General features: G+C 73.4%; 20 protein-coding genes and 1 pseudogene. 11 read left to right on the top strand and 10 right to left on the bottom strand.

Features of this window, described 5'->3' with window-relative positions; translation table 11 throughout:
- Nucleotides 1-267: 267 nt before the first annotated feature.
- Entirely contained in the window at nucleotides 268-1,695 is a 1,428-nt protein-coding gene (locus ORI94_RS05125; protein WP_266072869.1) for an MFS transporter, read from the bottom strand.
- A 191-nt stretch (nucleotides 1,696-1,886) separates the two neighbouring features.
- On the opposite strand from ORI94_RS05125, the gene ORI94_RS05120 reads away from it, so the two are divergent.
- From ORI94_RS05120 to ORI94_RS05100, 5 genes are all read left to right on the top strand, one after another.
- Complete coding sequence (locus tag ORI94_RS05120; RefSeq protein WP_266072868.1) at nucleotides 1,887-3,455, top strand: MFS transporter; 1,569 nt, start codon at nucleotides 1,887-1,889, stop codon at nucleotides 3,453-3,455.
- A gap of 145 nt (nucleotides 3,456-3,600) precedes the next feature.
- Nucleotides 3,601-4,263, top strand: coding sequence for a class I SAM-dependent methyltransferase (locus ORI94_RS05115; RefSeq protein ID WP_266072866.1), 663 nt, complete (start codon nucleotides 3,601-3,603; stop codon nucleotides 4,261-4,263).
- An 89-nt stretch (nucleotides 4,264-4,352) separates the two neighbouring features.
- Nucleotides 4,353-5,348, top strand: a complete 996-nt coding sequence (locus tag ORI94_RS05110; RefSeq protein WP_266072864.1) for an N-acetylmuramoyl-L-alanine amidase — start codon at nucleotides 4,353-4,355, stop codon at nucleotides 5,346-5,348.
- A 157-nt stretch (nucleotides 5,349-5,505) separates the two neighbouring features.
- Entirely contained in the window at nucleotides 5,506-6,333 is an 828-nt protein-coding gene (locus ORI94_RS05105; RefSeq protein WP_266072862.1) for a DUF5336 domain-containing protein, read from the top strand.
- 131 nt (nucleotides 6,334-6,464) lie between these two features.
- A complete protein-coding gene (locus ORI94_RS05100; RefSeq protein ID WP_266072860.1) occupies nucleotides 6,465-6,758 on the top strand; it encodes a hypothetical protein in 294 nt (97 codons plus the stop codon).
- 265 nt (nucleotides 6,759-7,023) lie between these two features.
- Here the strand turns inward: ORI94_RS05100 and ORI94_RS05095 are convergent, their stop codons facing one another.
- The 3 genes from ORI94_RS05095 to ORI94_RS05085 are packed head-to-tail and all read right to left on the bottom strand — an operon-like array spanning nucleotide 7,024 to nucleotide 10,309.
- Complete coding sequence (locus ORI94_RS05095) at nucleotides 7,024-8,100, bottom strand: prenyltransferase (RefSeq protein WP_266072858.1); 1,077 nt, start codon at nucleotides 8,098-8,100, stop codon at nucleotides 7,024-7,026.
- Entirely contained in the window at nucleotides 8,097-8,894 is a 798-nt protein-coding gene (locus ORI94_RS05090) for a class I SAM-dependent methyltransferase (RefSeq protein ID WP_266072856.1), read from the bottom strand. The genes ORI94_RS05095 and ORI94_RS05090 overlap by 4 nt, the downstream gene beginning before the upstream one ends.
- Nucleotides 8,888-10,309 (bottom strand): glycosyltransferase family 4 protein, encoded by a 1,422-nt coding sequence (locus tag ORI94_RS05085; protein WP_266072854.1) that lies wholly within the window; start codon nucleotides 10,307-10,309, stop codon nucleotides 8,888-8,890. Before ORI94_RS05085 ends, ORI94_RS05090 begins: the two co-directional genes overlap by 7 nt.
- Before the next feature lie 256 nt (nucleotides 10,310-10,565).
- Between ORI94_RS05085 and ORI94_RS05080 the strand changes: the two genes are divergently transcribed.
- From ORI94_RS05080 to ORI94_RS05065, 4 genes and pseudogenes are all read left to right on the top strand, one after another.
- Nucleotides 10,566-11,225: a TetR family transcriptional regulator gene (locus ORI94_RS05080; protein WP_416237777.1), complete on the top strand. Its 660-nt coding sequence runs from the start codon at nucleotides 10,566-10,568 to the stop codon at nucleotides 11,223-11,225.
- 289 nt (nucleotides 11,226-11,514) lie between these two features.
- Nucleotides 11,515-12,891 (top strand): endo-1,4-beta-xylanase, encoded by a 1,377-nt coding sequence (locus ORI94_RS05075; RefSeq protein ID WP_416237776.1) that lies wholly within the window; start codon nucleotides 11,515-11,517, stop codon nucleotides 12,889-12,891.
- Nucleotides 12,892-13,026: 135 nt separating this feature from the next.
- Nucleotides 13,027-13,654: pseudogene (locus ORI94_RS05070) on the top strand (ECF transporter S component); the annotation flags it as partial.
- Nucleotides 13,655-14,011: 357 nt separating this feature from the next.
- Nucleotides 14,012-14,422 (top strand): transglycosylase SLT domain-containing protein, encoded by a 411-nt coding sequence (locus ORI94_RS05065; protein ID WP_042170228.1) that lies wholly within the window; start codon nucleotides 14,012-14,014, stop codon nucleotides 14,420-14,422.
- Between the two features lie 80 nt (nucleotides 14,423-14,502).
- Here ORI94_RS05065 and ORI94_RS05060 read toward each other — a convergent pair whose 3' ends face one another.
- The 4 genes from ORI94_RS05060 to ORI94_RS05040 all read right to left on the bottom strand — a co-directional run bounded on the left by ORI94_RS05060 (nucleotide 14,503) and on the right by ORI94_RS05040 (nucleotide 19,414).
- Nucleotides 14,503-16,632, bottom strand: a complete 2,130-nt coding sequence (locus ORI94_RS05060) for a bifunctional glycosyltransferase 87/phosphatase PAP2 family protein (RefSeq protein ID WP_266072850.1) — start codon at nucleotides 16,630-16,632, stop codon at nucleotides 14,503-14,505.
- Between the two features lie 315 nt (nucleotides 16,633-16,947).
- Nucleotides 16,948-17,340 (bottom strand): FHA domain-containing protein, encoded by a 393-nt coding sequence (locus ORI94_RS05055; RefSeq protein WP_266072849.1) that lies wholly within the window; start codon nucleotides 17,338-17,340, stop codon nucleotides 16,948-16,950.
- 770 nt (nucleotides 17,341-18,110) lie between these two features.
- The gene (locus tag ORI94_RS05045) at nucleotides 18,111-18,734 is read right to left on the bottom strand and encodes a hypothetical protein (RefSeq protein ID WP_266072847.1); all 624 of its coding nucleotides are present in this window, start codon (nucleotides 18,732-18,734) and stop codon (nucleotides 18,111-18,113) included.
- 5 nt (nucleotides 18,735-18,739) lie between these two features.
- On the bottom strand, nucleotides 18,740-19,414 hold the full coding sequence (locus tag ORI94_RS05040; RefSeq protein ID WP_266072845.1) for a hypothetical protein: 675 nt from the start codon (nucleotides 19,412-19,414) through the stop codon (nucleotides 18,740-18,742).
- Here ORI94_RS05040 and ORI94_RS05035 point away from each other — a divergent pair.
- Complete coding sequence (locus ORI94_RS05035; RefSeq protein ID WP_266072843.1) at nucleotides 19,395-20,051, top strand: GNAT family N-acetyltransferase; 657 nt, start codon at nucleotides 19,395-19,397, stop codon at nucleotides 20,049-20,051. The two genes, ORI94_RS05040 and ORI94_RS05035, sit on opposite strands and share 20 nt — an antisense overlap.
- A 29-nt stretch (nucleotides 20,052-20,080) precedes the next feature.
- On the opposite strand, the gene ORI94_RS05030 is transcribed toward ORI94_RS05035, so the two are convergent.
- Nucleotides 20,081-22,273, bottom strand: coding sequence for an MDR family MFS transporter (locus tag ORI94_RS05030; RefSeq protein WP_266072841.1), 2,193 nt, complete (start codon nucleotides 22,271-22,273; stop codon nucleotides 20,081-20,083).
- Nucleotides 22,274-22,434: 161 nt separating this feature from the next.
- Here ORI94_RS05030 and ORI94_RS05025 point away from each other — a divergent pair, with 161 nt between their 5' ends.
- Nucleotides 22,435-23,748 (top strand): peptidoglycan-binding domain-containing protein, encoded by a 1,314-nt coding sequence (locus tag ORI94_RS05025; RefSeq protein WP_266072839.1) that lies wholly within the window; start codon nucleotides 22,435-22,437, stop codon nucleotides 23,746-23,748.
- 39 nt (nucleotides 23,749-23,787) lie between these two features.
- On the opposite strand, the gene ORI94_RS05020 is transcribed toward ORI94_RS05025, so the two are convergent.
- Nucleotides 23,788-24,471 (bottom strand): HAD-IA family hydrolase, encoded by a 684-nt coding sequence (locus tag ORI94_RS05020; RefSeq protein ID WP_266072837.1) that lies wholly within the window; start codon nucleotides 24,469-24,471, stop codon nucleotides 23,788-23,790.
- Between the last annotated feature and the right edge of the window lie 87 nt (nucleotides 24,472-24,558).

Below are 24,558 nucleotides of genomic sequence, written 5' to 3'. Positions count from 1 at the left end.
GGGGCCGCTCGCCCGTCCGCGCCTGACCCGCGTCCCGCTCCCACCGCCCGGACACCGCGTCCGCCGGGCCTTGCCCCGGCAGGCCCGGCAGGCCCGTACACCGGCCTCCGCGCTCTCCGGCTGCACGGTGAGCGGCGTGCGCCGCCCTGGACGGCTTCGTCCCCGCGGGCCCGCCGGCCCCGGGGGAACCTCGCTGCCGCAGCACGAGGCGCCCGGCTGTCCGCCCCCGCTCGAGCGCCCGACGGGCCCCCGCCCCCGCCGACGGGTTCAGTGGGCTGCCGCGGCCTTCCGCGGCAGCCACAGCCACATCAGGACCAGGCCGACCGCCAGGACCCCCGTTCCGGTGCGGAAGGCGAGGGCGTAGCCCTCGGTCAGGGCCTGCGGGGTGGCGCTGTCCCCCGTACGGGCCGCCGCGACCGTCGAGAGGACCGCGAGGCCGAGTGAACCGCCCATCGTGCGCGAGGTGTTGATCAGGCCGGAGACCAGGCCGGCCTCCTCCGGTGCGGTGCCGGAGGTCGCGAGTGCGGCGAGCGGGGTCCCGGCGAGGCCGGCACCCAGCATCATCAGGATGCCGGGGAACAGGATCGCCGTCGGGTACGCGCCGTCGGCCGTCATCGTCGACTGCCAGGCGAAACCGGACAGTGCGACGAGCGTGCCCAGCACGGCCACGGTCCGTGCCCCGGCGGCACGCATCAGCCGTGGCGCGATCTTGGAGCCGACGACCACGGCGAGCGAGCTGGGCACCAGGGCGAGGCCGGCCTCGAGCGGGGTGTAGCCGAGGACGTTCTGGGCGTAGAGGGTCATGAAGAACCACATGCAGAACATGGCGGCGCCGCTCAGGAACATCGCCCCGTTCGCCGACGACACCGACCGCACCCGGAACAGTCCCAGCGGCATCAGCGGGGCCTTGGCCCGTGCCTCGACGAGGAGGAACAGGGCGATGAGGGCGAGTCCGGCACCGAGCGGCACCAGGGTGGGCGGCGCCGTCCACCCCTCGGCCTCGGTCTGGGAGATGCCGAAGGCCAGGGTGGCGAGACCGGCCGTCACGAGCAGGGCGCCGGGCAGGTCGAGCCGCCGTCCGTCGCCGGCCCGGCCCTCCGCCAGCCACCAGGCGGCGCCGGCCAGCACCAGCACCCCGATCGGCACGTTGATCAGCAGCACCCACCGCCACGACAGGGTGTCCACGAGGACCCCGCCGACGAAGCCGCCGGCCGCGCCGCCGCCGGCGCCGACGGCGGTCCAGGTCGCGATGGCGCGGGCCCGCGCGGGGCCCTCGGGGACCGCCGAGGTGACCAGGGTGAGGGTGGACGGCGCCAGGACCGCGGCCCCGAGCCCCTGCGCGGCCCGCGCCAGCAGCAGCTGCCAGTCGTCCTGGGCCAGCCCGCCCGCCAGGCTGGCCAGCGTGAACAGGCCGAGGCCGACGAGGAACATCCGCTTGCGCCCGTAGAGGTCCCCGGCGCGTCCGCCGAGCAGCATGAAGCCGGCGAAGGCGATCGAGTACGCGTTCACCACCCACTGCAGGCCCTGCTCGCTGAGCCCGAGGCCGGTCCGCATCGACGGCAGTGCGACGTTGACCACGGAGATGTCGAGCACGACGAGGAACTGCCCGACGCACGCGAGCGCCACCGCCAGCCACGGGGGCGGCGTACGGCGACGGGGTGCGCGGGCGGTGGCGGCGTCCGGGACTCTGAGCATGGGGTCATGGTCTCAACCGCCCAGCGCCCCTTGCACCGGGATTTCGCCGGGCGGGCCCAAGGGTTGGTCAAGAAATCGTTAGTATGTCAAAGCATCGGAATAGTTGCCCTGGCGCACAGGTTCCGTGCCCACGTATCCGGCACGCCTTCTCCCGTGCCGACCTCACGTTCCCGGCCTGGAGGCCCCTTCACATGACGCAGTCGACGAACGGCCGTCCCGCGGGCGGAGCGGGAAGGGCCGTGGTCCCGGTGCTCGCCTTCGCGGGCATCGTCGTCGCGGTGATGCAGACCCTGCTCATCCCGGTGATCAAGGATCTGCCGCGCCTGCTGGACACCACGCCCGGCGACGCCACGTGGGTCCTGACCTCGACGCTGCTGTCCGGTGCCGTCGCCACCCCCGTCATGGGCCGTCTCGGCGACCTCTACGGCAAGCGGCGCATGCTGGTCGCCAGCCTCTCGGTCATGGTGGCCGGCGCGCTCGTCAGCGCGCTCACCAGCGACCTGCTGGTGATGATCGCCGGCCGTACGCTCCAGGGCGTCGCGATGGGTGCGATCCCGCTCGGCATCGGTCTGATGCGCGACATGCTGCCCCCGGAGCGGCTGGGCTCCGCGATGGCGCTGATGAGTTCCTCGATCGGCGTCGGCGGCGGTCTCGCGCTGCCCGCCGCCGCGCTGGTGGCCCAGAACTCCGACTGGCACGCCCTCTACTTCGGGGCGGCCGGCCTCGGCGTCCTCGCCGTCGCACTCACCCTGGCCCTCGTGCCGGAGTCCCCGGCACGCGCGCCCGGCACCTTCGACCTGCCGGGCGCGCTGGGCCTGTCCGCCGGTCTCGTCCTCTTCCTCCTGCCCCTCACCAAGGGCGCCGACTGGGGCTGGACCTCCGGGACCACGCTCGGCCTGTCCGGGGCGGCGGTCGTGGTGCTCCTGCTCTGGGGCCTGATGGAACTGCGGGTGCCCGCACCCCTGGTGGACCTGCGCACCACCGCCCGCCGCGAGGTCCTGCTCACCAACCTCGCGTCGATCATGATCGGCGCCTCCTTCTTCGTCATCTCCCTGGTGCTGCCCCAACTGCTCCAGCTCCCCGCCTCCACCGGGTACGGCCTCGGCCGGTCGATGGTGGTGGCGGGGCTGTGCGTGGCACCGCTGGGCGTGACGATGATGTTCACGGCCCCCGTCTACGCCCGTCTGTCCGCCCGCTACGGGCCCAAGGTCACCCTCGTCCTGGGCCTGCTGGTCATCGGGGCCGGTTACGGCGGCGGCCTGGGCCTGCTGCACGCTGTCTGGGGGGCCGTCGTCATCTCCGTCGTCATCGGCGCGGGCATCGGGCTCGCCTACGCCTCCCTGCCCGCGCTGATCGTCGGTGCGGTCCCGGCCTCGGAGACGGGCGCGGCCAACGGCCTCAACACCCTGATGCGCTCGATCGGTACGTCGGTGTCGAGCGCGGTCGTCGGGATGGTGCTGGCCAGTACGGCCAACACGGTGGGCGGGGCGGAGATCCCGAGCATGCACGGCTTCCGCCTCTCCTTCCTGATCGCGACGGCGGCGGTGACCGTGGGCCTGGTGCTGGCCCTGTTCATCCCCGGCCGGCGCCCGTCGAGCACCCTGCGGCTGCGCGCGAGCAGCGCGGAGGACGCCCACCCGGTCCGCGCGGAACAGGCCCTGCGCGGACCGGTCCCGGTCCGACCGCCGGACCTGCTCCGGGACCGGGATCACTCCGCGGTGGCCGCCGGTGCCCCTGCCGGGCCGCGCGGCAGGCGGTAAGCGGCAGGCGGCAGGCGGCAGGCGGCAGGCGGCAGGCGGCAGGCGGCAGGCGGTAGGCGGTAGGCGGTAGGGCAGCATGGGCACCCCCGGACGCGTCCCCGGGACACATCACGAGACGCACACGACCGAGAGGACGCCGGAACCGATGCCGACACCGAACCCCCCGGCCCCCGAGCCCGAGGTCCTGGCCGCGTTCGAGGCGGCGAAGGGCTTCATGCCCGTCGGCGAGGGCCTGGCCCTGTACGCGGCGGCGGAGGAGGCGGGACGGCTGGGCCTCCCCCTGCTGGAGGTCGGCACCTACTGCGGCCGCTCCACGGTCCTGCTCGCGGGTGCCGCCCGTGAGGCCGGGGTCACCGCGCTCACCGTGGACCACCACCGGGGCAGCGAGGAGCAGCAGCCGGGCTGGGAGTACCACGACCCGGAGACGGTCGACCCCGAGCTGGGCGTGATGGACACCCTCCCCGCCTTCCGCCGCACGCTCCACCGGGCGGGCCTGGAGGACCACGTGGTCGCCCTGGTCGGCCGCTCCCCCAGGGTCGCGGCCCTGTGGAACTCCCCCCTCGCCCTGGTCTTCATCGACGGTGGCCACACGGACGAGCACGCCACGGCCGACTACGAGGGCTGGGCCCCGCACGTGGCCGAGGGCGGTCTCCTCGTCATCCACGACGTCTTCCCCGACCCGGCCGACGAGTTCACCGGTCAGGCCCCGTACCGCGTCTACCTCCGCGCCCTGGCCTCCGGCGCCTTCACGGAACTCCCGGCGACGGACTCGCTGCGGGTCCTGCGCCGCACGGGGGGCGGGATCTGAGACGGGTGCCGCCCGGCCGTGAACACCGCCGGGGGTGAGCGCCTCCCGACCGGGACGAGGGCGGTGCGGGCGGCCGTTAGGGTGGCTGCGTGTCGTACACCGGGCCCGACTTCGATCCGCCGCAGTCCCGCCGCTTCCGACGCGGACCGCTGACCGTGGTGCTCGCCGCGCTCGTACCGGGCGCGCTGCTCGGCTGGGCCGTCTACGCGACCGTGGGGGGGCCGGACGACGACGGGGGCGGCGCGAGCACGTCCGCCGGGGTGTCCGCCGCCGCGTCCTCCGCCGGCGCCTCGCCGTCGGGGGGTGCGCCGGGCGGGGCCGACGCCACGGACGGCAGGAGGCCGAGCCCCTCCCCCGACTCCGGCTCCCCGGCCGCCTCCTCCCCGTCCGCGTCCGCGCCTGCCGGGACCGGGCCGCTCAAGGGGAAGATCGTGGTCATCGACCCCGGGCACAATCCCGGCAACTTCCAGCACACCGCCGAGATCAACCGCCGGGTGGACATCGGGACGAACTCCAAGGAGTGCGACACCACCGGTACGTCCACCGACGACGGTTTCACCGAGGCGGAGTTCAACCTGGACGTCGCCCACCGGATGCGCGCACTCCTCGAGGAGCAGGGCGCCACGGTGAAGCTCACCCAGGACGACGACCGGCCGTTCGGGCCGTGCATCGACGAGCGGGCACGGATCGGCAACGAGGCGCGGGCGGATGCCGTCGTGTCGGTCCACGCGGACGGTTCGGGCGCCGGGAACCGCGGTTTCCACGTGATCCTGCCCGGCTCCGTGAACTCCGGCGCCGCCGACACCCGGGCCATCGTCGAGCCGTCCCGCGACCTCGGTGAGCGCATCGCGGGCAACTTCGTACGCGTCACCGGCAACGCGCCGTCCAACTACGTGGGCGGCAGGACCGGTCTCGTCACACGTAAGGACCTGGGCGGTCTCAATCTGTCAACGGTTCCCAAGGTGTTCGTCGAATGCGGCAACATGCGCGATAGCAAGGACGCGGCACTTCTGACCAGCGGTGCCTGGCGGCAGAAAGCGGCGCAGGGAATCTCTGAGGGAATCGTGAGTTTCCTGCGCGGGTAGGGATCGGCGCTCCGGTCCGGGCGGACAGCCCGATCGTGCGGACGATAGTGTCGTCCGCACGACGAGGGGTCACCCCCGCGCTTCACACCGGGCCCTGAGGGCGACGTGGTGACAGCGACGCCTCTGCTGACGACGAGACGACCGAGAAGGACCTGAAGTGAATATCCGCTCCCTCACTCGAGGCGACGGCGTGGTGATCGGAGCAGCGGTATTGCTGTTCATCGCGTCGTTCCTCGACCTCTACTCGATCGACGGCGCCCCCGACGACATCATCCCGAACCTGTGGAGCAGTGGCCCGGTCGTGCTCGGTGTCGTGCTGGCGGGCATCATCGGTGCGGCGCTCGTCGTCGCGTCCCGTGCCCTGCCGCAGCCGCTGAAGGTCGCGGGGCTGGACCTCGGCCAGTTCGGGGTCGCGTTCACGGTCTTCGCCGCCTGGAGCGCGCTCGGCAACATCTTCGACCCGGCCGGTGGGGCGAACAACGTCACCACCGGTTCGTCCTCCGACGGGCCCGACTCCGGTGTCGGCCTCATCCTGGCCCTCATCGCGACACTGGTCATGGCCGCCGCCGCGGTGGCCACCCCGCTGGTTCCGGCCCTCAAGGGCGCGCTCGTACCGGCGCCCCGCCCCGCCGCCCCGCAGCCCTACGGCGCCCAGCCGCCCGGTGGTTACGGCTACCCGGGTGCGCAGCAGGCCGGGTTCGGCGGTCAGCCGCAGCCGGGCGGTCCCGGCCAGCCCGGCCAGCCCGGCCAGTCGTTCCCCGGTCAGCCGGCCGCGCCGCCCGCCGGTGACTTCTCCCCGTTCTGGTTCGCGGTGCCGGTGCCCCGGCCGCTGTTCCCGGAGGACGGTTCGCAGACGCCGATCGCCGAACTGGCCCCCGGTACCTGGTACCTGGCCGTCGAGCAGCGCGGCCCGGCCCTCGTCGCCCAGACGCAGGACGGCCGTCGCGGTGTCCTCCAGGACACCTCGGGCATCCAGCGCGGCTGACCCGCCCCTGCGAGCCACAGCACGCACGGCCCCCCGCCCTTCCGGCGGGGGGCCGTCGTCGTGCGGTCGACGCCCGGTCGGTCGTCCGCACGTGCGGGTTTCAATCGCGGTTTCGGGGCCAGACGGAGACCATGTCCCCACGAAATCGCAGTGGTTCCAACTCCGCCGGAACGGCCGTCGCGGTGATCGCGGACATCATGGCCCTCATTCTCGGACTCTGGATCCTGATGTACCTGCTGGACGCCAACCGGGCCAATGAGCTGGTCCAGTTCGTCCATGACGCGGCCAACTGGCTGGCCGGCTGGTCGCGCGACCTGTTCACGTTCGACGAGGAGTGGGCCCGTGTGGTCGCCGGTTACGGCCTGGCCGCCGTGGTCTACCTCTTCATCGGCCACGCCATCGCCAACAGCCTCCACCGCCGCTGACCCACCCCTCCCGGACCCTCCCCCACCGCCCGCCCGGCCAACGCGCACGTGACCGGGCGGGCCCGGGAACACGCTCCCGGGGAACACGACACGCTCGACGAGGAGCACCCCCACGCCGTCACCGGACACCGCCCGGCCGCCGTGGCCCACCTCTTCACCGGCCACGCCATCGCCAACAGCCTCCACCGGCACCGAGGGCGAGAGCCTCCGCTCTCCCTCCCCCGTCCGCAGCACCGGGCCGGGCCCGCCCCGGCGGCCGTGCCGCTCAGTCCAGGGCGCAGCAGTCGGGGGCGAGTCCCCTGGGGAGGCGGTCGCCGCCGAAGACCGCGCAGGTGGCCTCGTGGCCGCCGAGCGCGGCGACGGCCAGCAGCAGTGAGCCGGCCGTCCAGGAGGTCAGCTCGACCGGCCAGACCGCCTCGTCGTCGAAGACGTACCCCGTCCAGTACAGGCCGCTCTTCGGATCGCGCAGGTGCTGGATGGACTGGAGCACCTCCAGCGCGCGGTCGGACTCGCCCATCACCCAGAGGGCCAGGGCGAGTTCGGCCGACTCGCCGCCGGTCACCCACGGGTTGGGGACCACGCAGCGCACCCCGAGCCCGGGGACGACGAAACGGTCCCAGCCCTCCTCGATCCGTTCCTTGGCCTCGGCGCCGGTGAGGGCGCCGCCCAGCACGGGGTAGTACCAGTCCATGGAGTAGCGGTCCTTGTCGAGGAACCGCTCCGGGTGGTGCCGGATCGCGTGCCGGAGCGCGCCGGCCGCCAGCTCCCAGTCCGGCTGGGGCTCCTCCCGTTGCTCGGCGATGGCGAGGGCGCAGCGCAGCGCGTGGTGGACGGAGGAGCAGCCGGTGAGCAGCGCGTCCGCGGTGGGCGTGCCGTCGTCGTCGCGCCGCCAGCCGATCTGCCCGCCGGGCTGCTGGAGCCGCAGCACCCACTCCACGGCCGCGTACACGGTGGGCCACAGGCGGTCCAGAAAGGGGTCGTCGCCGGTGGAGAGGTAGTGGTGCCAGACGCCGACGGCGACGTAGGCGACGAAGTTGGTCTCCCGCCCCCGGTCGGTGACGTCGTCCGGGTCGCCGTCGGCGTACGCCGCGTACCAGGATCCGTCCGCCAACTGGTGCCTGGCCAGCCACAGATAGGCCTGTTCGGCGGCCTCGTGGGCGCCCGCGGCGTCCAGTGCCATCGCGGCCTCGACGTGGTCCCACGGATCGAGGTGGTGGCCCCTGAACCACGGGATGGCCCCGTCCTCACGCTGCACGGCGAGGATGCCGGCGACGGTGTCGGCGGCATCCTCGGCGGTGAGGACCCCGGGCAGGACGAGGTGTTCTGTCCGGGGGGTCGTCACGAGGTGGCCGTTCCGGCGCCGGCGGCCTTCGTGGCGTCGGCCGTCGCGGCGTCGGCGGCCGACGTGGCGCCGGCGCGCGGCAGGTGCGGCTTGGTCGCGTACGCCACGAAGCTCTTGCCCATCACCGGATTCAGGGTCCGCTCCGCGAGGCGGGTCGCCAGCGGCTTCTTCATGATGTCCCAGACCAGCAGCTTGTGGTACGCCCGTACCGGCAGCGCCTTGTCGTTGTCCACGCCGAAGGCGCACTTCAGCCACCAGTACGGCGAGTGCAGCGCGTGCGCGTGGTGGGTGCCGTAGGGGCGCAGGCCTGCCTCGCGCATCCTGGCCAGCAGCTGGTCGGCCTTGTAGATGCGGATGTGGCCGCCCTCGACCTCGTGGTAGGCGTCGGACAGGGTCCAGCACACCTTCTCGGGTCCGTAGCGCGGCACGGTGACCGCGATGCGGCCGCCGGGCCGGAGCACGCGGACCATCTCGGCGAGGACGCCCTTGTCGTCGGGGATGTGCTCCATGACCTCGGAGATGATCACGACGTCGAAGGAGTCGTCGGGGAAGGGCAGGGCGAGGGCGTCGCCCTGCATCGCCGTGGCGGTGGCCCCGGCGGGCGCCTCCCCGGCCTCCTTCATCGCGGCGAACCACTGGGCGACCTCGCGGATCTCCTCGCCGTTCCGGTCCAGCGCCACGACCCGCGCCCCGCGCCGGTAGCACTCGAACGCGTGCCGGCCGGCACCGCATCCGAGGTCCAGGACACGGTCGCCCGGGGCGAGCGGGAACCGGGAGAAGTCGACGGTCAGCACGTGGCCCTGCTTTCACGGTCGGAGGGGACGGATTCTTCTGCGACGGGCGTCCGAGCGGCCCCGGGTGCCGGGCCGGCGGCGGCAGGACCGGTCCCGGCGCCCCCGGCCGCGGCCGCGGCACGGGCCATCGCCTCGCGGTAGCGGGCCACCGTGCCTTCGGCCGCGCGGGCCCAGGTGAAGTGCCGCAGCACCCGTTCCCGTCCGGCCGCGCCGAGGCGGGCGCGCAGCTCCGGGTCGCCGAGCAGCCGGTTCAGTCCGACGGCCAGCGCCTGCGGGTCGCCGGGCGGGACGGCCAGGCAGGTCTCGCCGTCGCGGCCGGCGACCTCCGGGATCGCGCCGCCGGTCGTGGCGAGCAGCGGGGTGCCGGTGGCCATGGCCTCGGCGGCGGGCAGCGAGAAGCCCTCGTACAGCGACGGTACGCAGGCCACCTGGGCGGAGCGCACGAGGTCGACCAGTTCCGCGTCCGAGATGCCCTTGACGAACTCGACGGCGTCGCCGAGCCCGTGCCGCTCCACGGCCTGCGCGACGGGCCCCTCGGCGGGCCGCTTGCCGACCACGACCAGGTGCGCCCCGGGCTGTTCGGCGCGGACCTCCGCCAGCGCCTCGACGAGGAAGACCAGGCCCTTGAGCGGCACGTCCGCGCTGGACGTCGTCACGATCCGGCCCGGTACGACGGGCACCGACGCGTCCGGCGAGAACAGGTCGGTGTCGGCGCCGATGTGGACGACGTGGATGCGGTCCCGCCGTACGCCCAGATGGTCGACGATCTCGTCACGGGAGGTGCCGGAGACGGTGAGCACGGAGGGCAGACGGCGGGCGACCCGTTTCTGCATGGTGGTGAACGCGTACCAGCGGCGCACCGACGCGCGCCGGCGCCTGCTTCCCGCCGCGTCCAGTTCCAGCTGCCGGTCGACGGTGATGGGGTGGTGGACCGTGGTCACCAGGGGCGCGCCGACGTCGCCGAGCAGGCCGTAGCCGAGCGTCTGGTTGTCGTGGACGACGTCGAAGTCGCCGCGCCGGGCCCGTAGATGGCGGCGGGCACGCAGCGAGAAGGTCAGTGGTTCGGGGAAGCCGCCGGTCCACATCGTGGAGACCTCGAGGGCGTCGATCCAGTCGCGGTACTCGCCGCGGCCGGGGGTGCGGAAGGGGTCCGGCTGACGGTAGAGGTCGAGGCTGGGCAGCTCGGTCAGGCTCAGCCCGTCGTAGCCCTCGTCGAGGACGGGGTAGGGCTGGGCGCCGATGACCTCGACCCGGTGGCCGAGGCGGGCGAGCTCACGGGAGAGGTGACGGACGTAGACGCCCTGCCCGCCGCAGAACGGGTTCCCCTTGTAGGTGAGGAGCGCGATGCGGAGCGGTCGCAAGCCATCGGAGGCCGAGCCCTGCGAGAGCCCGGCCTGACTGGCCTCAGCGGTCACCCTGGGCCCCCTTCTCCCTGCATGGTCCCGCGACTGTACGCCGGGACGCTAACCTAGAACAAGTTATAGAGTTGATCGTTCGGAGGCTTCGAATCTACCGGCAGGTAAGGACGCGGCGAGCAGTGGATCAGGTGATTCACGCCACGGCGGGATGCGTGCCATGCTGTCCGATCACCAACCCTCACCGACGGTCACGAAACGGGGCCCATGCCCGCGGAAGCCCTCAGGGACAAGGCGGCCGGGGCGGCGGAGCCGGATGGAACCGGCCAGGACCCACAAGGCGAACAAGGCGGCGAAGATGGAAGCCGGCACCACCCGAACCCCCCCTGCCTCCCCCCTGACCGAGCAGCAGGAGGCGCGCAGGCGCCGCATCCTGCGCGCGAGCACCCAGCTGGCCGGCCGGGGCGGTTTCGACGCGGTGCAGATGCGCGAGGTCGCGGAGTCCTCGCAGGTGGCGCTGGGCACGCTGTACCGGTACTTCCCGTCCAAGATCCACTTGCTGGTGGCCACGATGCAGGACCAGCTGGAGCACATGCACGGCACCCTGCGGAAGAGGCCGCCGACGGGCGAGACGGCGGCCGAACGGGTCGCCGAGACCCTGATGCGGGCCTTTCGCGCGCTCCAGCGCGAGCCGCAGCTGGCCGACGCGATGGTGCGCGCCCTGACGTTCGCGGACCGCAGTGTGAGCCCGGAGGTCGACCAGGTCTCCCGTCAGACGACGATGATCATTCTGGACGCCATGGGTCTGGCGGACCCCACGCCGGAACAGCTCTCGGCGGTCCGCGTCATCGAGCACACGTGGCACTCGGCGCTCATCACCTGGCTGTCGGGGCGGGCCTCCATCGCCCAGGTCAGGATCGACATAGAGACGGTGTGCCGCCTGATCGACCCGACGGCGGCGAAGGATTCCGACTGAGGGCGTCGAAACTTTCGACGCCGGGTCGACGCACCCGCCCCCGCCCAGCACCTGTCACCCTTCAGCCATGCGCACTCCAGTTGCGTACAGACGGTTGACCGGCCCTCCGTTCATCCCTATCGTCTGCGCTGTCATTCGGAATTCATTCCGAAACATTCGACCACCCGATGCAGCCTCCGGCCCCCTGGGCGCGCGGAGCGAGCACGGCGGCAGACGCAGACCCGCACACCCGTACCTCCATACCTCCGCACCACTACGGCACCCCCACCGGAAAAGGGATGACATGCGCATGATCAAGCTGGGAGTCCGGAAGACGAGAGCCGGAGCGGCCAGGGGCCCCCTGGCCGTCGCCGCGACCGCGCTGCTCACCGCGACCGCGCTCGTGGCGCTCCCCCAGAGCGCCGCGCACGCCGCCGACACCCTGGGCGCGGCGGCGGCCGAGAAGGGCCGCTACTTCGGTGCCGCGGTCGCCGCGAACCACCTGGGTGAGGCGCAGTACGTCAACACGCTGAACACCGAGTTCAACTCGGTGACGGCCGAGAACGAGATGAAGTGGGACGCGCTCGAGCCCAGCCGCGGCTCGTTCAGCTTCGGCAACGCCGACCGCATCGTGAACCACGCCCAGAGCCGGGGCATGGCGATCCGCGGGCACACCCTGGTGTGGCACTCCCAGCTGCCCGGCTGGGTCTCCGGCCTCGGCACCTCCGACCTGCGCTCGGCGATGAACAACCACATCAACCAGGTCATGGGGCGCTACCGGGGCGAGATCCACTCCTGGGACGTGGTCAACGAGGCCTTCCAGGACGGGAACAGCGGCGCCCGGCGCAGCTCGCCCTTCCAGGACAGGCTCGGCGACGGCTTCATCGAGGAGGCCTTCCGCACGGCCCGCGCGGCCGACCCGAACGCCAAGCTCTGCTACAACGACTACAACACCGACGGCGTCAACGCGAAGAGCAACGCGGTCTACACCATGGTCCGCGACTTCAAGTCCCGTGGCGTGCCCATCGACTGCGTGGGCTTCCAGTCGCACTTCAACAACGCCTCCCCGGTCCCGTCCGACTACCGGGCCAACCTCCAGCGCTTCGCCGACCTGGGCGTCGACGTGCAGATCACCGAGCTGGACATCGAGGGCTCGGGCTCGTCCCAGGCCACCAGCTACGGCAACGTCGTCACGGCCTGCCTCGCGGTGGCGCGGTGCACCGGCATCACGGTGTGGGGCATCCCGGACAAGTACTCGTGGCGGTCGAGCGGGACACCCCTGCTGTTCGACGACAACTACAACAAGAAGCCCGCCTACCACGCGGTGCTGAGCGCCCTCGGCGGCTCCGACGGCGGGGGCGGCGACCCCGGCAACCCGGGCGCGGGCTGCACCGCCGTCTACAGCAGGGCGGAGGTGTGGGGTGACCGCTTCAACGGCAGGGTGACCATCACCGCGGGCAGTTCGGCGATCAGCAACTGGTCGGTGAACGTCACGGTGACGTCCCCGCAGAAGGTCTCGGCCACCTGGAACGGCTCACCCAGCTGGGACGGCAGCGGCAACGTGATGACGATGCGGCCCAACGGCAACGGCTCGCTGGCGGCCGGGGCGTCGACCAGCTTCGGGTTCACCGTCATGACGAACGGCAACACGACACCACCGAGCGTCGGCGCCTGCACCGCGTCCTGACCGCCCCCGCCCCGCACCACAGGCAGACCCGCCGGCCCGCCCCGGAGCCCACGGGGCGGCCCGGCGGTGTGCACCGCCGGGCCGGCGCGGCCGGGCCGCCGTCCTGTTCCCGGCCGCGTTCCTGCTCCTGCCGACGGGCGCGGTCCGGGCGCAGGCGGCCGACTGGGCGTCCTGGCTGCGACGGGCGCGGCGTTGCGCCCCATCGGCGCGGGGACCGCGGGCCTGGAGCCCGTGTTCCTCCCGATGGTCCTCAGCGGCCGGTTCCTCGGGCCGGGCTTCGGCTTCGTGCTCGACTCGGCTCGGCTCGGCTCGGCTCGGCTCGGCTCGGCTCGGTGACGATGTTCGCGCCCGCGCTGCTCACGGGCGGGGTGGGCCCGTGACTTCCGTTCCAGATGCCGGCGACGGGCTGGTTCACGACGGGCCCGGGCCTGCTCCCGGGCCAGGACGGGCTGCGGGGCCGGGACGAGCTGCGCCTGCTCGCCGCCTACGGCTTCCTGGCGGCCTTCGCCTGCGGCACGGCCATGAACATGGCGGGCCGACCCTTCAAAGCGGCCCTCGCCTCGAACATCTCCTTCGACCCGGACGCGTCGGCCCCCGCCAACCTGGCCCGTTTCCTGGCGCACCGCCTGGCCACGTCACTGGGCCGGGACCTGCTCACCGTCGTGCCGGCCCTGGCCCCGGGGCCCCGGTCCTGCGCGCCCGGCGCCGCGCCACCCGCAGGGCGGCTTTCGAGACGCCGGTCACTTTCACCGGTCACCCCTGAGTGTCCCCGCGCACGCCGACAGTGACGCAGCTGACGGCCCGTCGTGAGGCACCCCACATGACCCGGGTCACATACGAAGCGGGGTCGTAGTCCTCACATCCTCCCCCGCCCCCTCGTCCGTCGCCCCGACCTGCGCAGACGGCCACCGGCACCGAATCCGCATTTCCCTTGAATGCGACCAGAGCTAGTAAAAGGGACCTTTGCGGACAAACACCGGAAGCTGTTTCTGTGGAGCAGTCGCCAGGCGCCGACGTGCCCCCACGGGCCGCGGCGCCGCCGTGTGCCCCGCCCCACGCCCTCCGGGTGTTCGGGCACCGGGCCCACGACGACCGCCCTGTACCCGAAGAAAGGCTCCACGTGTCCGCCGTTTCCATCCTCCGCACCGTCGCCACCCCGAAGAAGGCCGTCGCCGGTGCCGCCCTCGCCGCCGCCGCCTGCGGCACGCTGATCGCCGCCGCACCCGCGCAGGCAGCCACCACGGGCTCGGCCCAGGCGACCGCGCAGTCGATGATCGGCGACTCCGCGCAGTACCAGTGCTTCTCGAACATCGTCCAGCACGAGAGCGGCTGGAACCCGACCGCCACCAACGCCTCCAGCGGCGCCTACGGCCTGGTCCAGGCCCTGCCCGCGTCGAAGATGGCGTCGGCCGGCTCGGACTGGAAGACCAACCCCGCCACCCAGATCTCGTGGGGCCTCAGCTACATGAACGAGCGCTACGGCAGCCCGTGCGCCGCCTGGGACTTCTGGCAGGCCAACAACTGGTACTGACCGGCCCCGGCACCACCCCGCAGACCGGAAGCGGCGGCCCCCAGATCCCCGGGGCCGCCGCTTTCGCCATGGTCGTGCCGCTACTTCCGGACCGGGTCCTCCCGCACGGGGGGTGCGGGAGCGGGGACCTGCGGCTTCACGTCCGTCGACTTCACGTCCGTCGACTTCACGTCCGTGGACCTCACCTCCGCGGGTTTCGGCGTCGGCGCGGTGGCGTCGGCGTCGGTGGCGGCCCTCGCCACCCGGGCCCGAGGCCCCTGGAAGAGGTACGTCAGGCCGAAGCCGGCCGCGACGACGAGGGCGCCGCCCGCCGCGTCCAGGACCCAGTGGTTGCCGGTGGCGATGATCGCGGCGGCGGTGAACAGGGGGTGGAGCAGGCCGAGCGCCTTCATCCACACCCTGGGCGCGATGACCGCGATGACCAGGCCGCACCACAGGGACCAGCCGAAGTGCAGGGACGGCATCGCCGCGTACTGGTTGGTGAGGGCGGTGAGGGTGCCGTAGTCCGGCTTGGAGAAGTCCTGCACGCCGTGCACGGTGTCGATGATCCCGAGGTTCGGTATCAGGCGCGGCGGGGCCAGCGGGTAGAGCCAGAAGCCGACCAGGGCCAGCAGCGTGGTGAAGCCCAGGCTCGCGCGCGCCCAGCGGTAGTCGACGGGGCGCCGCCAGTACAGCAGGCCGAGGACGGTGAGCGGGACGGCGAAGTGGAACGACGTGTAGTAGAAGTCGAAGAAGTTCCGCAGCCAGCCGATCTGCACGACGGCGTGGTTGACCGCGTACTCGATGTCCAGGTGGAGCAGACGCTCGAGGTCGAGGATCTGCCGGGCGTGCTCCTCCGCCCGCTCCCGGCCGCCGGTCGCCGCGAGCCGCACCTTGGAGTAGGCGGCGTAGGTGACCCGGATCAGCAGCAGTTCCAGCAGGAGGTTGGGACGGGTCAGGACCCGGCGCAGGAACGGCAGCAGCGGAACGTACCGCAGGCGGGTGGGGACGGGGTCGGCGTACCGGGTCGGGACGGGCGCCCGGAAGTACGGCGAGGTGCGCGACAGGAACGGGATCACCGTGGCGGCGGCGAGCGCGGCGAGCAGGACGACGTTGTCGCGGACGGGGTGGAGGGCCGCCATGTTCGGCAGGACCATGGGGGCCGGCAGCGTCATCACCAGGATGACGGCGACGGGCCACACCGGCCGGTCGGATGCGCGTCTGCCGACCGTGCCGACGACGGTGAGCAGCACCCACAGCAGTTGGTGCTGCCACGCGGTCGGGGACACGGCGACGGCGGTGCAGCCGGTGATCGCGACGGCGAGCAGCAGCTGGCCGTCGTGGGCGTAGCGCACCGCGCGGCGCAGGCCGAGGGTGGCGACGGCCGCGCCGAGCAGCAGGAAGAGGCCGATCTCCAGGGGGCCCTCGGCTCCCAGGCGGAGGAGGGCACCGTGCAGGGACTGGTTGGCGAGGTCGTCGGCCCGGCCGCCGAGTCCGGCGCCCGCCATGTGGTGCACCCAGTAGGTGTACGAGTCCTGGGGCAGCGCGGCCCAGGCGAGCGCGGTGCCCGTGGCGAAGGTGATGGCGGACGCGGCGGCGGCCCGGCGGCGGCCGGTGAACCACAGCAGCGGGGCGAAGAGCAGCAGGGTCGGCTGGAGGGCGGCGGCGACACCGATCAGGATGCCGCCGGCCCGCTGCCCGCGGGCGACGAAGCAGCCCAGCAGGACGAGGAGGACCGGGAGGATGCTGGTCTGCCCGAGCCACAGGGTGTTGCGCACCGGCAGGGACAGCATGAGCAGGCTGACCGCGACCGGCGCGGCCAGCAGCGCGGTGCGGCGGCCGACCGGCTGGGGCAGGGCGCGGGCGGCGACCAGCCCCAGCGCGACGACCAGCAGCAGCGTGCCGAAGGTCCAGCCCCAGCCGAGCGCTTGTTCGGCCGCTCGGGTGAGGGGTTTGAGGACGAGCCCGCCGAACGGCGTACCGGTGAAACGGGTCGATTCGTAGAGTGAGCCGCTGACCCGCAGCACGCCGTCGTGTCCGAACCAGGTCTCCAGGTCCGTGAGCCGCTCCCCGTGCGGGGTGGTCAGGACGGCGGCGACCTGGCGTACGGCGAGGACGGCGGCGAGCAGCCACAGTCCGAGTCGCACCGTGTGCAGGCGTGTTCCGGTGTCGCCGACGTCCGTGGCCGCGAAAGCCTCCGCCGGCCGCCCCCTGTGTTCCGCGTTTGCCACGCCTCGTCGGCCTCCCGCCCCGTTGGTCCCCGCGTCCGCGCGTGAGGATCCCTCTGCGAACCCTATGAGGCTCGCCCCGCCCCCGGAAGAGACGCAGGCAACCCCCGGTTCACCTGACGTCCGTCCCTCTTTGGTCCGGATGACGATAGACGGAGGGGGGTCGGGTTGCCTCCCCGAGTGCGCGACGGGCCACGCGGGAGGCCGAAAACGTACCCTCACCCGCATGGCCGGTACGACGGCTTCGCCCCGGCGCGGGTGCCAAAGCGAGCCGTCCCGGGGCGGCCCCTCGCGAAATCCCCGAGGAGCCGGCCGGCCTCACACCTCGTGGTAGAAGCCCACGTTGACGCTGCGCGGGGCCGCGCGGTCCAGGACGACGACCTCGCCGTTGCCTCCCCGGGGCAGCGCGACGCTGCCGCCGTAGGCGACCGGGTGGGTCCGGTCCCCGATGGTCAGCCGGACCTCGGAGGACGGCTCGGGGAGCGAACCGCGCAGCCAGCTCAGGTACCAGGTGCCGTCCTGGGCGCACTGGAACTCCAGGTGGACCCTGGACACGAACAGCCAGTCGTCCGGCGTGGAGAGACGGCACACCGACCTGTCCCGGCCCACCCGCAGCACGGCGCCCGGCTCGGTCGGCGCGTCGGCCATGAGCATGCCGGCCGTGGCCCCCGATTCCGCCGACGACACCGTGGCCATGGTGAGTTCGAGCACGTGCGCTCCTCCTGAGACGTCCCGGCGGGCCGGTGGCACCGGCCCGGCAACGACCGAAGCGGCCTGGTGCGGTGGCCGGAAGGCCCGCTGTCGCCGCATGATAAAACGCCCGGCTGCCTCCCGTCCGCCCGTTCCGCGGGCACCATGGCCTCATGACCGGGCGGAAGCCGCCGGACGTCGATCTCGAGGTGGGGCCCCGCTCGAACGGAGGGGGAGTGGGGGAGGGCGGACCGGCAGATCCATGATGCCGAGGCGCGCGGGGACTTCGCACGGCCGCGTACGACGAGATGCGGTGGGCCCCCGAGCGGAAGCCGGCCCGCGAGGGCTGCTCGGTGCTGCCGCCGACGCCGGGGCCCTGCGCAAGGAGGGCGGGGCCCCCGGGGGCGGCCTTCGCGGCTCCCTCGGAGCGGATCGTGCGGAAGGTCCTCACGGAGGCCGACACCAGGATCGCGACATGGCGTACAAGCCGCCGTCCGGACCCCCGTTGAGGGGGCCTCTCCCTGTGAGCGTCCGATCGGGTCGCGTGGTCCGGGCCCGCGGGGCGGCCCGGGACCGGGCCCCCCCGCCCGCGCCGGGGGGGGGGGGGGGCCCCCCCCCGGCGGGGCGCCCCCCCCCCCCCCCCCCGGCCCCGCCCGGGTCCGGGGAAAGGCCCCCTCAGCAAGAGGCCGTACGACGTCGGGGACGTCGTACGGCAGTGGCGGGAGCGCCGGGCGGGGGCGGACGGGCCGGGGCCCGGGGATGTCTGACGGCGGCCCCGGGCCCGGAGCCGGTCAGGCGTGCAGGAGCCGGTCCGCCAGTTCGCGGTAGTCCCGCAGGGCCAGGCGCAGTTGCTCGGTGCCGGTCTCCGCGGCGTTCGGGCCCTCGCCGACCTCCGCGGTCTGCCAGGACCGGCGCAGGGTACGGCGCCGCTCGGTGACCGCGTCCGTGAAGCGGGCGGCGAGTTCCTCCAGCAGGTGATCGGCCTCCTCGACGGAGTCCCTCGGGGCGTCCACGAAACCGGACACGGCGTGCTGCAGCTGCGCGGAGAGCTTGTCGCAGTCGTCGTGCGGGAGCAGACCGGCGCCGCGCGCCGCGCCGGGGGTGCGGTCACCGGCCTGGCGGTCGTCCAGGGACGTGTACGGGTCCGGCGTGCCGCCGCTCCGCGGGCGGTCGGTGCCCGGAGAGTCCGCGCCGCCACGGGCGGGGGGCACCGTGCCGGTGTGCTCGCGGAGGTCCGGGGTGCCGTCTCGGGCACCCTTCTCGTAGGCGTCACGGCGCGGGTCGCCGTGGAGGTCCTGGGGGAGGTCCCCGTGGACACCGTCACGGGTCCCGTCGGCGGCCATGGGGGTGGTGGGGGTGGTGCGGGGCGTTCCGGTCAGCGGGTCGCCGCCGGGGCGGCGGGTCCTGTCGGTCATCTCGCTCAGCTCTCCTTCGCCTGTCGCCGGTGGAGCAATGAGGGTGTGTGGAGGCGGCCGCGTTCGGCCGTCCTCGCCTGGTGGCCGTCCGGGCCGCCGCGGTGGTCTCCGCCGTCGTGGTGGGAGGACCGCACCAGGTCGTCGAAGAGGGCACGGGCCTCGACCATGGCCTCGCGCATCTCCTCGGTGCCCGCGCCGCCCTCGTGCCCGCCGTTCACGCGGGTCTGCGCGACCCGGTGCACGCGCCGGTAGCCGTCGACGTGGTGGGCGTGGTGCACGGACAGCGCGGCCAGCTGCTCCTCGTACTGTGCGCCGTCGGGGAAGCCCCGGGCGGAGGCGAGGTCGGCGAGCAGGCGGTCCGCCTCGGCGACCGCCTCCCGCGGCGATTCGACGAACCGCTCCTGCGCGGCCGTCCAGCCCGCCTCGTACCTCTCCCGTTCGGCGGACTCCAGCGGTCGTGTCCGCAGGTCGCCGTGGAGCTGTACGCGCTGGGCCAGTTCACGTTCTGCGGCCTCGGCGTCCCCGTCGTGCCGGGCGACGGCCCGGTCGTACTCGGGGCCGAAGCGCCGCTTCAGGTTCGTGCCGTGGCGTGGGCCACGGGCGCGCAGGGTCAGTACGGCCGCCGCGACGACAACGACCGCCACAATCACGATCAACGCAATGATCAGGCCAGTGGACATGGATGCCTTCCGGTATCTCGGCCAACCGGCACTTCTCGCGCGCCGGTTCTCCGTTCGTGTTGCCCGAAGACCCGCCCGCAAACAGGGTTGCGGGCCCGGTGCCGGAGGAGCGGAGAATGCGGTCACGGTCTGGACCGTCGCCCCCGAACTCCCCGGCTCCCCCGTCGCCGCCGCGCTCTGGCGGGCGTACTGCACCGAGGTGAGCGACCGCTGGTACCTGCTGCACGAGGGGCGCCGGACCGACCCGGCGGAGCTGGAGCGCGAGATCGCCGCGGAGTCGGGCGCCGACCTGGTTCCGCCGCACGGGCGTCTGCTGATCGCGCGGTACGGGGGCGAGGCGGCGGGCAGCGCGGGGATCCGGCTGCTGGGCGGTGCGACCGCCGAACCCACCCGGGTCTTCCTGTACCGGGGGATGCGGGGCAGGGGTGGTGCGGTGCTCCTGGTGCGGGCCGCCGAGGAGGTGGCCCGCACCTCGGGGGCCATCCGGCTGATCCTGGACACGCGCGGCGACCTGGTGGAGGCCCGCGCCCTGTACGCCCGGCTCGGCTTCACCGAGACGGAACCGCACCACGACGAACCGACCGCGGAGCACTGGTTCGCCAGGCAACTCGGTCGGGCGGACGGCCGGGTGGGGTGAACGGGCGGTCCGGGTGACTCCACGCCGGCTCAGCCGACCGGCGTACCCGTACCCGGGCGCCCGTCGCGCGTACCGCCCGGACGCCCGCCGTCGCCGTCGCCGTGCGGGCGTTCCCCGCGCGATCCGCCCAGCTCCCGCGACAACTCGTGCACCAGGTGGACCAGATCGGTCGGCCGGTCCGGCCCCCACCAGTCGCCGAGCAGTTCGGCCAGGGACTCCTCCCGGGCCCGGGCCAGCTTCTCGGCGGCCTCGAACCCTTCGTCGGTCAGGACGAGGCCGAGGCCCTCGCGCCGGGCGAGGTGCCGCACCTCGGCCTGGCGGGCGGCCTCCAGGACGATGCCGAGCGGGACGGGGCTGCGCTCGGCGAGCAGGGCCGGTTCCACCGAGCCGTGCCTCCTGATCCGCAGCAGCAGCCAGCTCGTGGCGGGCAGCAGGTCGTAGCCCGCACGGGCGGTGGTCTTCCGGTAGATGTCTCGCCGGCCCTCCCGGGTGCCGAGCAGGGACAGCGCACGGCACACCTCGTCGTACGAGGAGCGCTCCACCGGGTTGCTGGCCAGTGTCTCGGTGGCGTCGGGCGCGGTGACCGAGGCACGCAGTCTGTCCTCCTTGAGGAACCAGGACAGGACGAACCCGGCGAGGACGACGGGAACGGCGTACAGGAACACGTCGGTGATGGCGGAGGCGTACGCGTGGACGACCTCCGGTCGCAGGGCGGCCGGCAGGTCCCCGATGCCGCGCGGGTCGGACTCCAGCGCGTCGGCGGAGACGCCGGGCGGGAGCTGGACACCGCGGAAGGCGGCGGTGAGTCTGTCGTCGAGACCGTTCGTGAAGATCATGCCGAAGACGGCGACGCCGAAGGAGGCGCCGATGGAGCGGAAGAAGGTCGCGCCGGAGGTCGCGACGCCGAGGTCCTGGTAGGAGACGGCGTTCTGCACGATCAGTACCAGGACCTGGATCACCAGGCCGATCCCCAGGCCGAAGACGAAGAAGAAGGCGCTCATCACGACGGTGGGGCTGTTCTCGTCGAGCTGGTGGAGCAGCAGCAGGCCGACGGCGATGAGGCCGGTGCCCGCGATCGGGAACACCTTCCAGCGGCCGGTACGGCTGACGATCTGTCCGGAGGCGGTCGAGGCCAGCAGCGTTCCGGCCACCATCGGCAGCATGTGCACACCGGACATGGTCGGGCTGGTGCCTTGGACCACTTGGAGGAACGTCGGCAGATAGACGCTCGTGCCGAACATGGCGAAGCCGACGATGAAGCTGATCACGGCGGTGAGCGTGAAGGTGCGGATCCGGAACAGCCCCAGGGGCAGCACCGGTTCGACGGCCCGCCGCTCCACGGCCACGAACGCGGCGGCGAGGACGGCGCCCAGGACCGCGAGGCCGATGATCCGCGGCGAGCCCCAGGCCCAGGTGGTGCCGCCGAGGGAGGCGACCAGGACCAGGCAGGTCGCGACGGAGGCGATGAGGAAGGTGCCGAGGTAGTCGATGACGTGGCGGGTCGAGGTGCGCGGGATGTGCAGCACCGTCGCGATGACGACGAGGGCGAGGATGCCGAGGGGCAGGTTGACGTAGAACACCCAGCGCCAGCTCAGGTGCTCGGTGAACAGTCCGCCGAGCAGTGGCCCGAGGACGCTCGTCGTGCCGAAGACGGCGCCGAACATGCCCTGGTACCTGCCCCGTTCGCGGGGCGGGACGAGGTCCCCGACGATCGCCATGGACAGCACGATCAGTCCGCCGCCGCCCAGCCCCTGGAGCGCTCGGAAGCCGATCAGCTGGACCATGTCCTGCGCCGCGCCGCACAGCGCGGACCCCACCAGGAAGATGACGATGGCGGCCTGGAACAGCCGCTTGCGGCCGTACTGGTCGCCGAGCTTGCCCCACAGCGGGGTCACGGCGGTCGAGGCCAGCAGATACGCGGTGACCACCCAGGACAGATGCTCCAGGCCGCCCAGTTCACTGACGATGGTGGGCAGCGCGGTGGCCACGATGGTCTGGTCGAGGGCGGCGAGCAGCAGGCCGAGGAGCAGGGCACCCATCGAGACGACGACGTTGCGGGACACCTGCTCCGGGGGCTCGCCGGAACCGCCCGGACCACCCGGGCCGCCCGGACCCCCCGGACGGCCCGGACCGGCGCCGGGGGCCGGTGGTCCAAAACCGGCACCGCGCGAGGGCCGCGTGCCGCCCGCTCTCTCCGCCCCGCCGTGCGCGTGCCCGGACATGACCACCTCCACAGGTTCTCGATTCCACGGTCCATCGTGATCGGTGTGACCGGTTATGGCCTGTTGAGTCCTTCCGGAAGGCCGCGTTCCGGGGGCGGGCGCGTCGGAGTGGTGGAGGAGATCTGCATAATCTCTGGAGATCGCGAGGGGAGGGACTACGCGTGAACGATTCGACGGGCACCCCGTGCCCGGAATGCGGTACGCCCAGGAACAGGGACAACACCCCTTCCTGCGCCTGCACTCTGCGCGCGTCCGACGCCCTCCGCGACGCCCGGACGGCGCAGGCGGCCCAGGCCGAGGACTTCACTCCGCTCCGCATCCGCCCGTACGTCGAACTCGACGACGGCACCACGGCAGCGGAGACGGAGGCAGGAGCGGGGGCAGGGGCGGTGAGTACGCCGAACGCGGCACCGGAGGACGGTGACGCCCCGGCGGACGGCGGCGCGCCGGACAACGGCCGCCCTCCGGAGCGGGAGACCGGGCAGGGAGCCGAGGAGGCCCGCGCCCAGGACGGCCCGAACGGGCAGGGCGCGCCCGAGGCCCGGGCCGGGCAGACGGCGCCCGGCGCGCCGGAGCCGGCCGCGGACGCCACCGTGCAGCTGCGCGCCGTCACCCCCGACGCGCTCGCCGCACCCGGCACCGCCGGAGCCCCTGAGGCCCCGGCCTCCCGGCCCGCGCCCCTCGCCGCGCCCCTCGCGCCGCCCACGACCGAGCCGAACGCGACCGACCTGCATCTGTTCGACTCCACCCGCCCTCTCAGGGCGGTGCCCGCCGCCGCTCGCCCACCCGCAGGCCCGGCCACACCCCCGCTTCCGGCCGCCGGCGACGCCGCTCCCCCCGGCGGTGGCCGCCGTCGCCGCACCGCGCTGTTCGTGGCCGCCGGGGCCGTGGTGGCGGTGATCGGGGCCGCCGGGTGGGCGAGCGGGCTGTTCGCCTACGAGACGCCGTCCCGGGACGGCGTCTCGGCGGACGACGTACGGGCGGGCGTGCCGGACGCGCCGTCCGACGCGCCCTCGGCGGCACCGGTCACGAGCGCGTCCGGCTCACCGGAGGCGTCCGCCCCGGCGTCGGCCTCGGCCACGCCGTCCGGGAGCGCGAGCCCGTCGGCGTCGCCGTCGGGCTCCGAGTCGGCGGAGGCGAGCGCCTCGGCGGCCCCGTCGGATGATCCGGAGCCGTCCGCGACCCCGACCACCGTCCCGCCGGCCGAGGCCCCCGAGGACGCGGAGGAGCTGGACGGCGGCGACGCCACCGGTCCCACGCTGAAGCGCGGTGACCGGGGGCCGGAGGTCGCCGCGCTCCAGGAGCGCCTGAGCAAGGTGTACCTGTACAACGACGAGGTCAACGGCCGGTTCGACCGTGACACGGAGGGCGCCCTCCGCAATTACCAGTGGTCACGGGGCATCCGCGGTGACGAGCTGGGCGTGTACGGACCGGAGACCCGCGCCCGGCTGGAGTCCGAGACCCAGAACCTCTGACGCGGCGGGCCGGTGGGTCCGGCCCCGGACAGGCCGGACCTACCGGCCCGCCGCGTGCCCGGGTTCCGTGATGTGCAGCAGGACCCTCCCGTCCGCACCGCGCTCCACCCGCACCCGGGTCAGGTCGCGTACGACCACGTCCGGGTCGTGGAACCCGGCGCGCGGGCCGATGCCGACGACGCGCATGCCGGCCGCGCGCCCCGCGGCGATCCCCGCCCCGGAGTCCTCGAAGACCACGCAGTCGGCCGGGGCGACGCCCAGTTCCGCCGCGCCCTTGAGGAAGCCCTCGGGGTCGGGCTTGCTCGCGCCCACCGACTCGGCGGTCACCCGTACCCGGGGCTGCTCCAGTCCGGCGGCGGCCATCCGTGCCGTGGACAGGGCGACGTCCGCGGAGGTCACCAGGGCGTGCGGCACGCCGTCGAGGGCGGCGAGGAAGTCATGGGCGCCCGGTATCGCGACGACGCCCTCGGTGTCCGCGGTCTCCTCGGCGAGCATGCGCGCGTTGTCGGCGTGGTTCTGCTCCATGGGCCGGTTCGGCAGCAGCAGCGCCATCGAGGCGTAGCCCTGCCGCCCGTGCACGACCTTCATGACCTCGTCCCCGTCGAGTCCGTTCCGCTCGGCCCAGCGCCGCCAGACGCGCTCGACCGAGGCGTCCGAGTTGACGAGGGTGCCGTCCATGTCCAGCAGGAGGGCACGGGCGGTGAGGACGGCGGTGGCTGTCATCGGCAGCTCCAAAGCACGGGAGGGGAAGACAAGGCGGCCCCGCCCGCCGGTCAGGGAAAACAGGCGGGAGCCACTTTGTTCATCCAC

The organism is Streptomyces sp. NEAU-W12, from assembly GCF_026242095.1.
Classification (GTDB): Bacteria; Actinomycetota; Actinomycetes; order Streptomycetales; family Streptomycetaceae; genus Streptomyces.
This window is presented reverse-complemented; position numbering and strand designations above follow the sequence as displayed.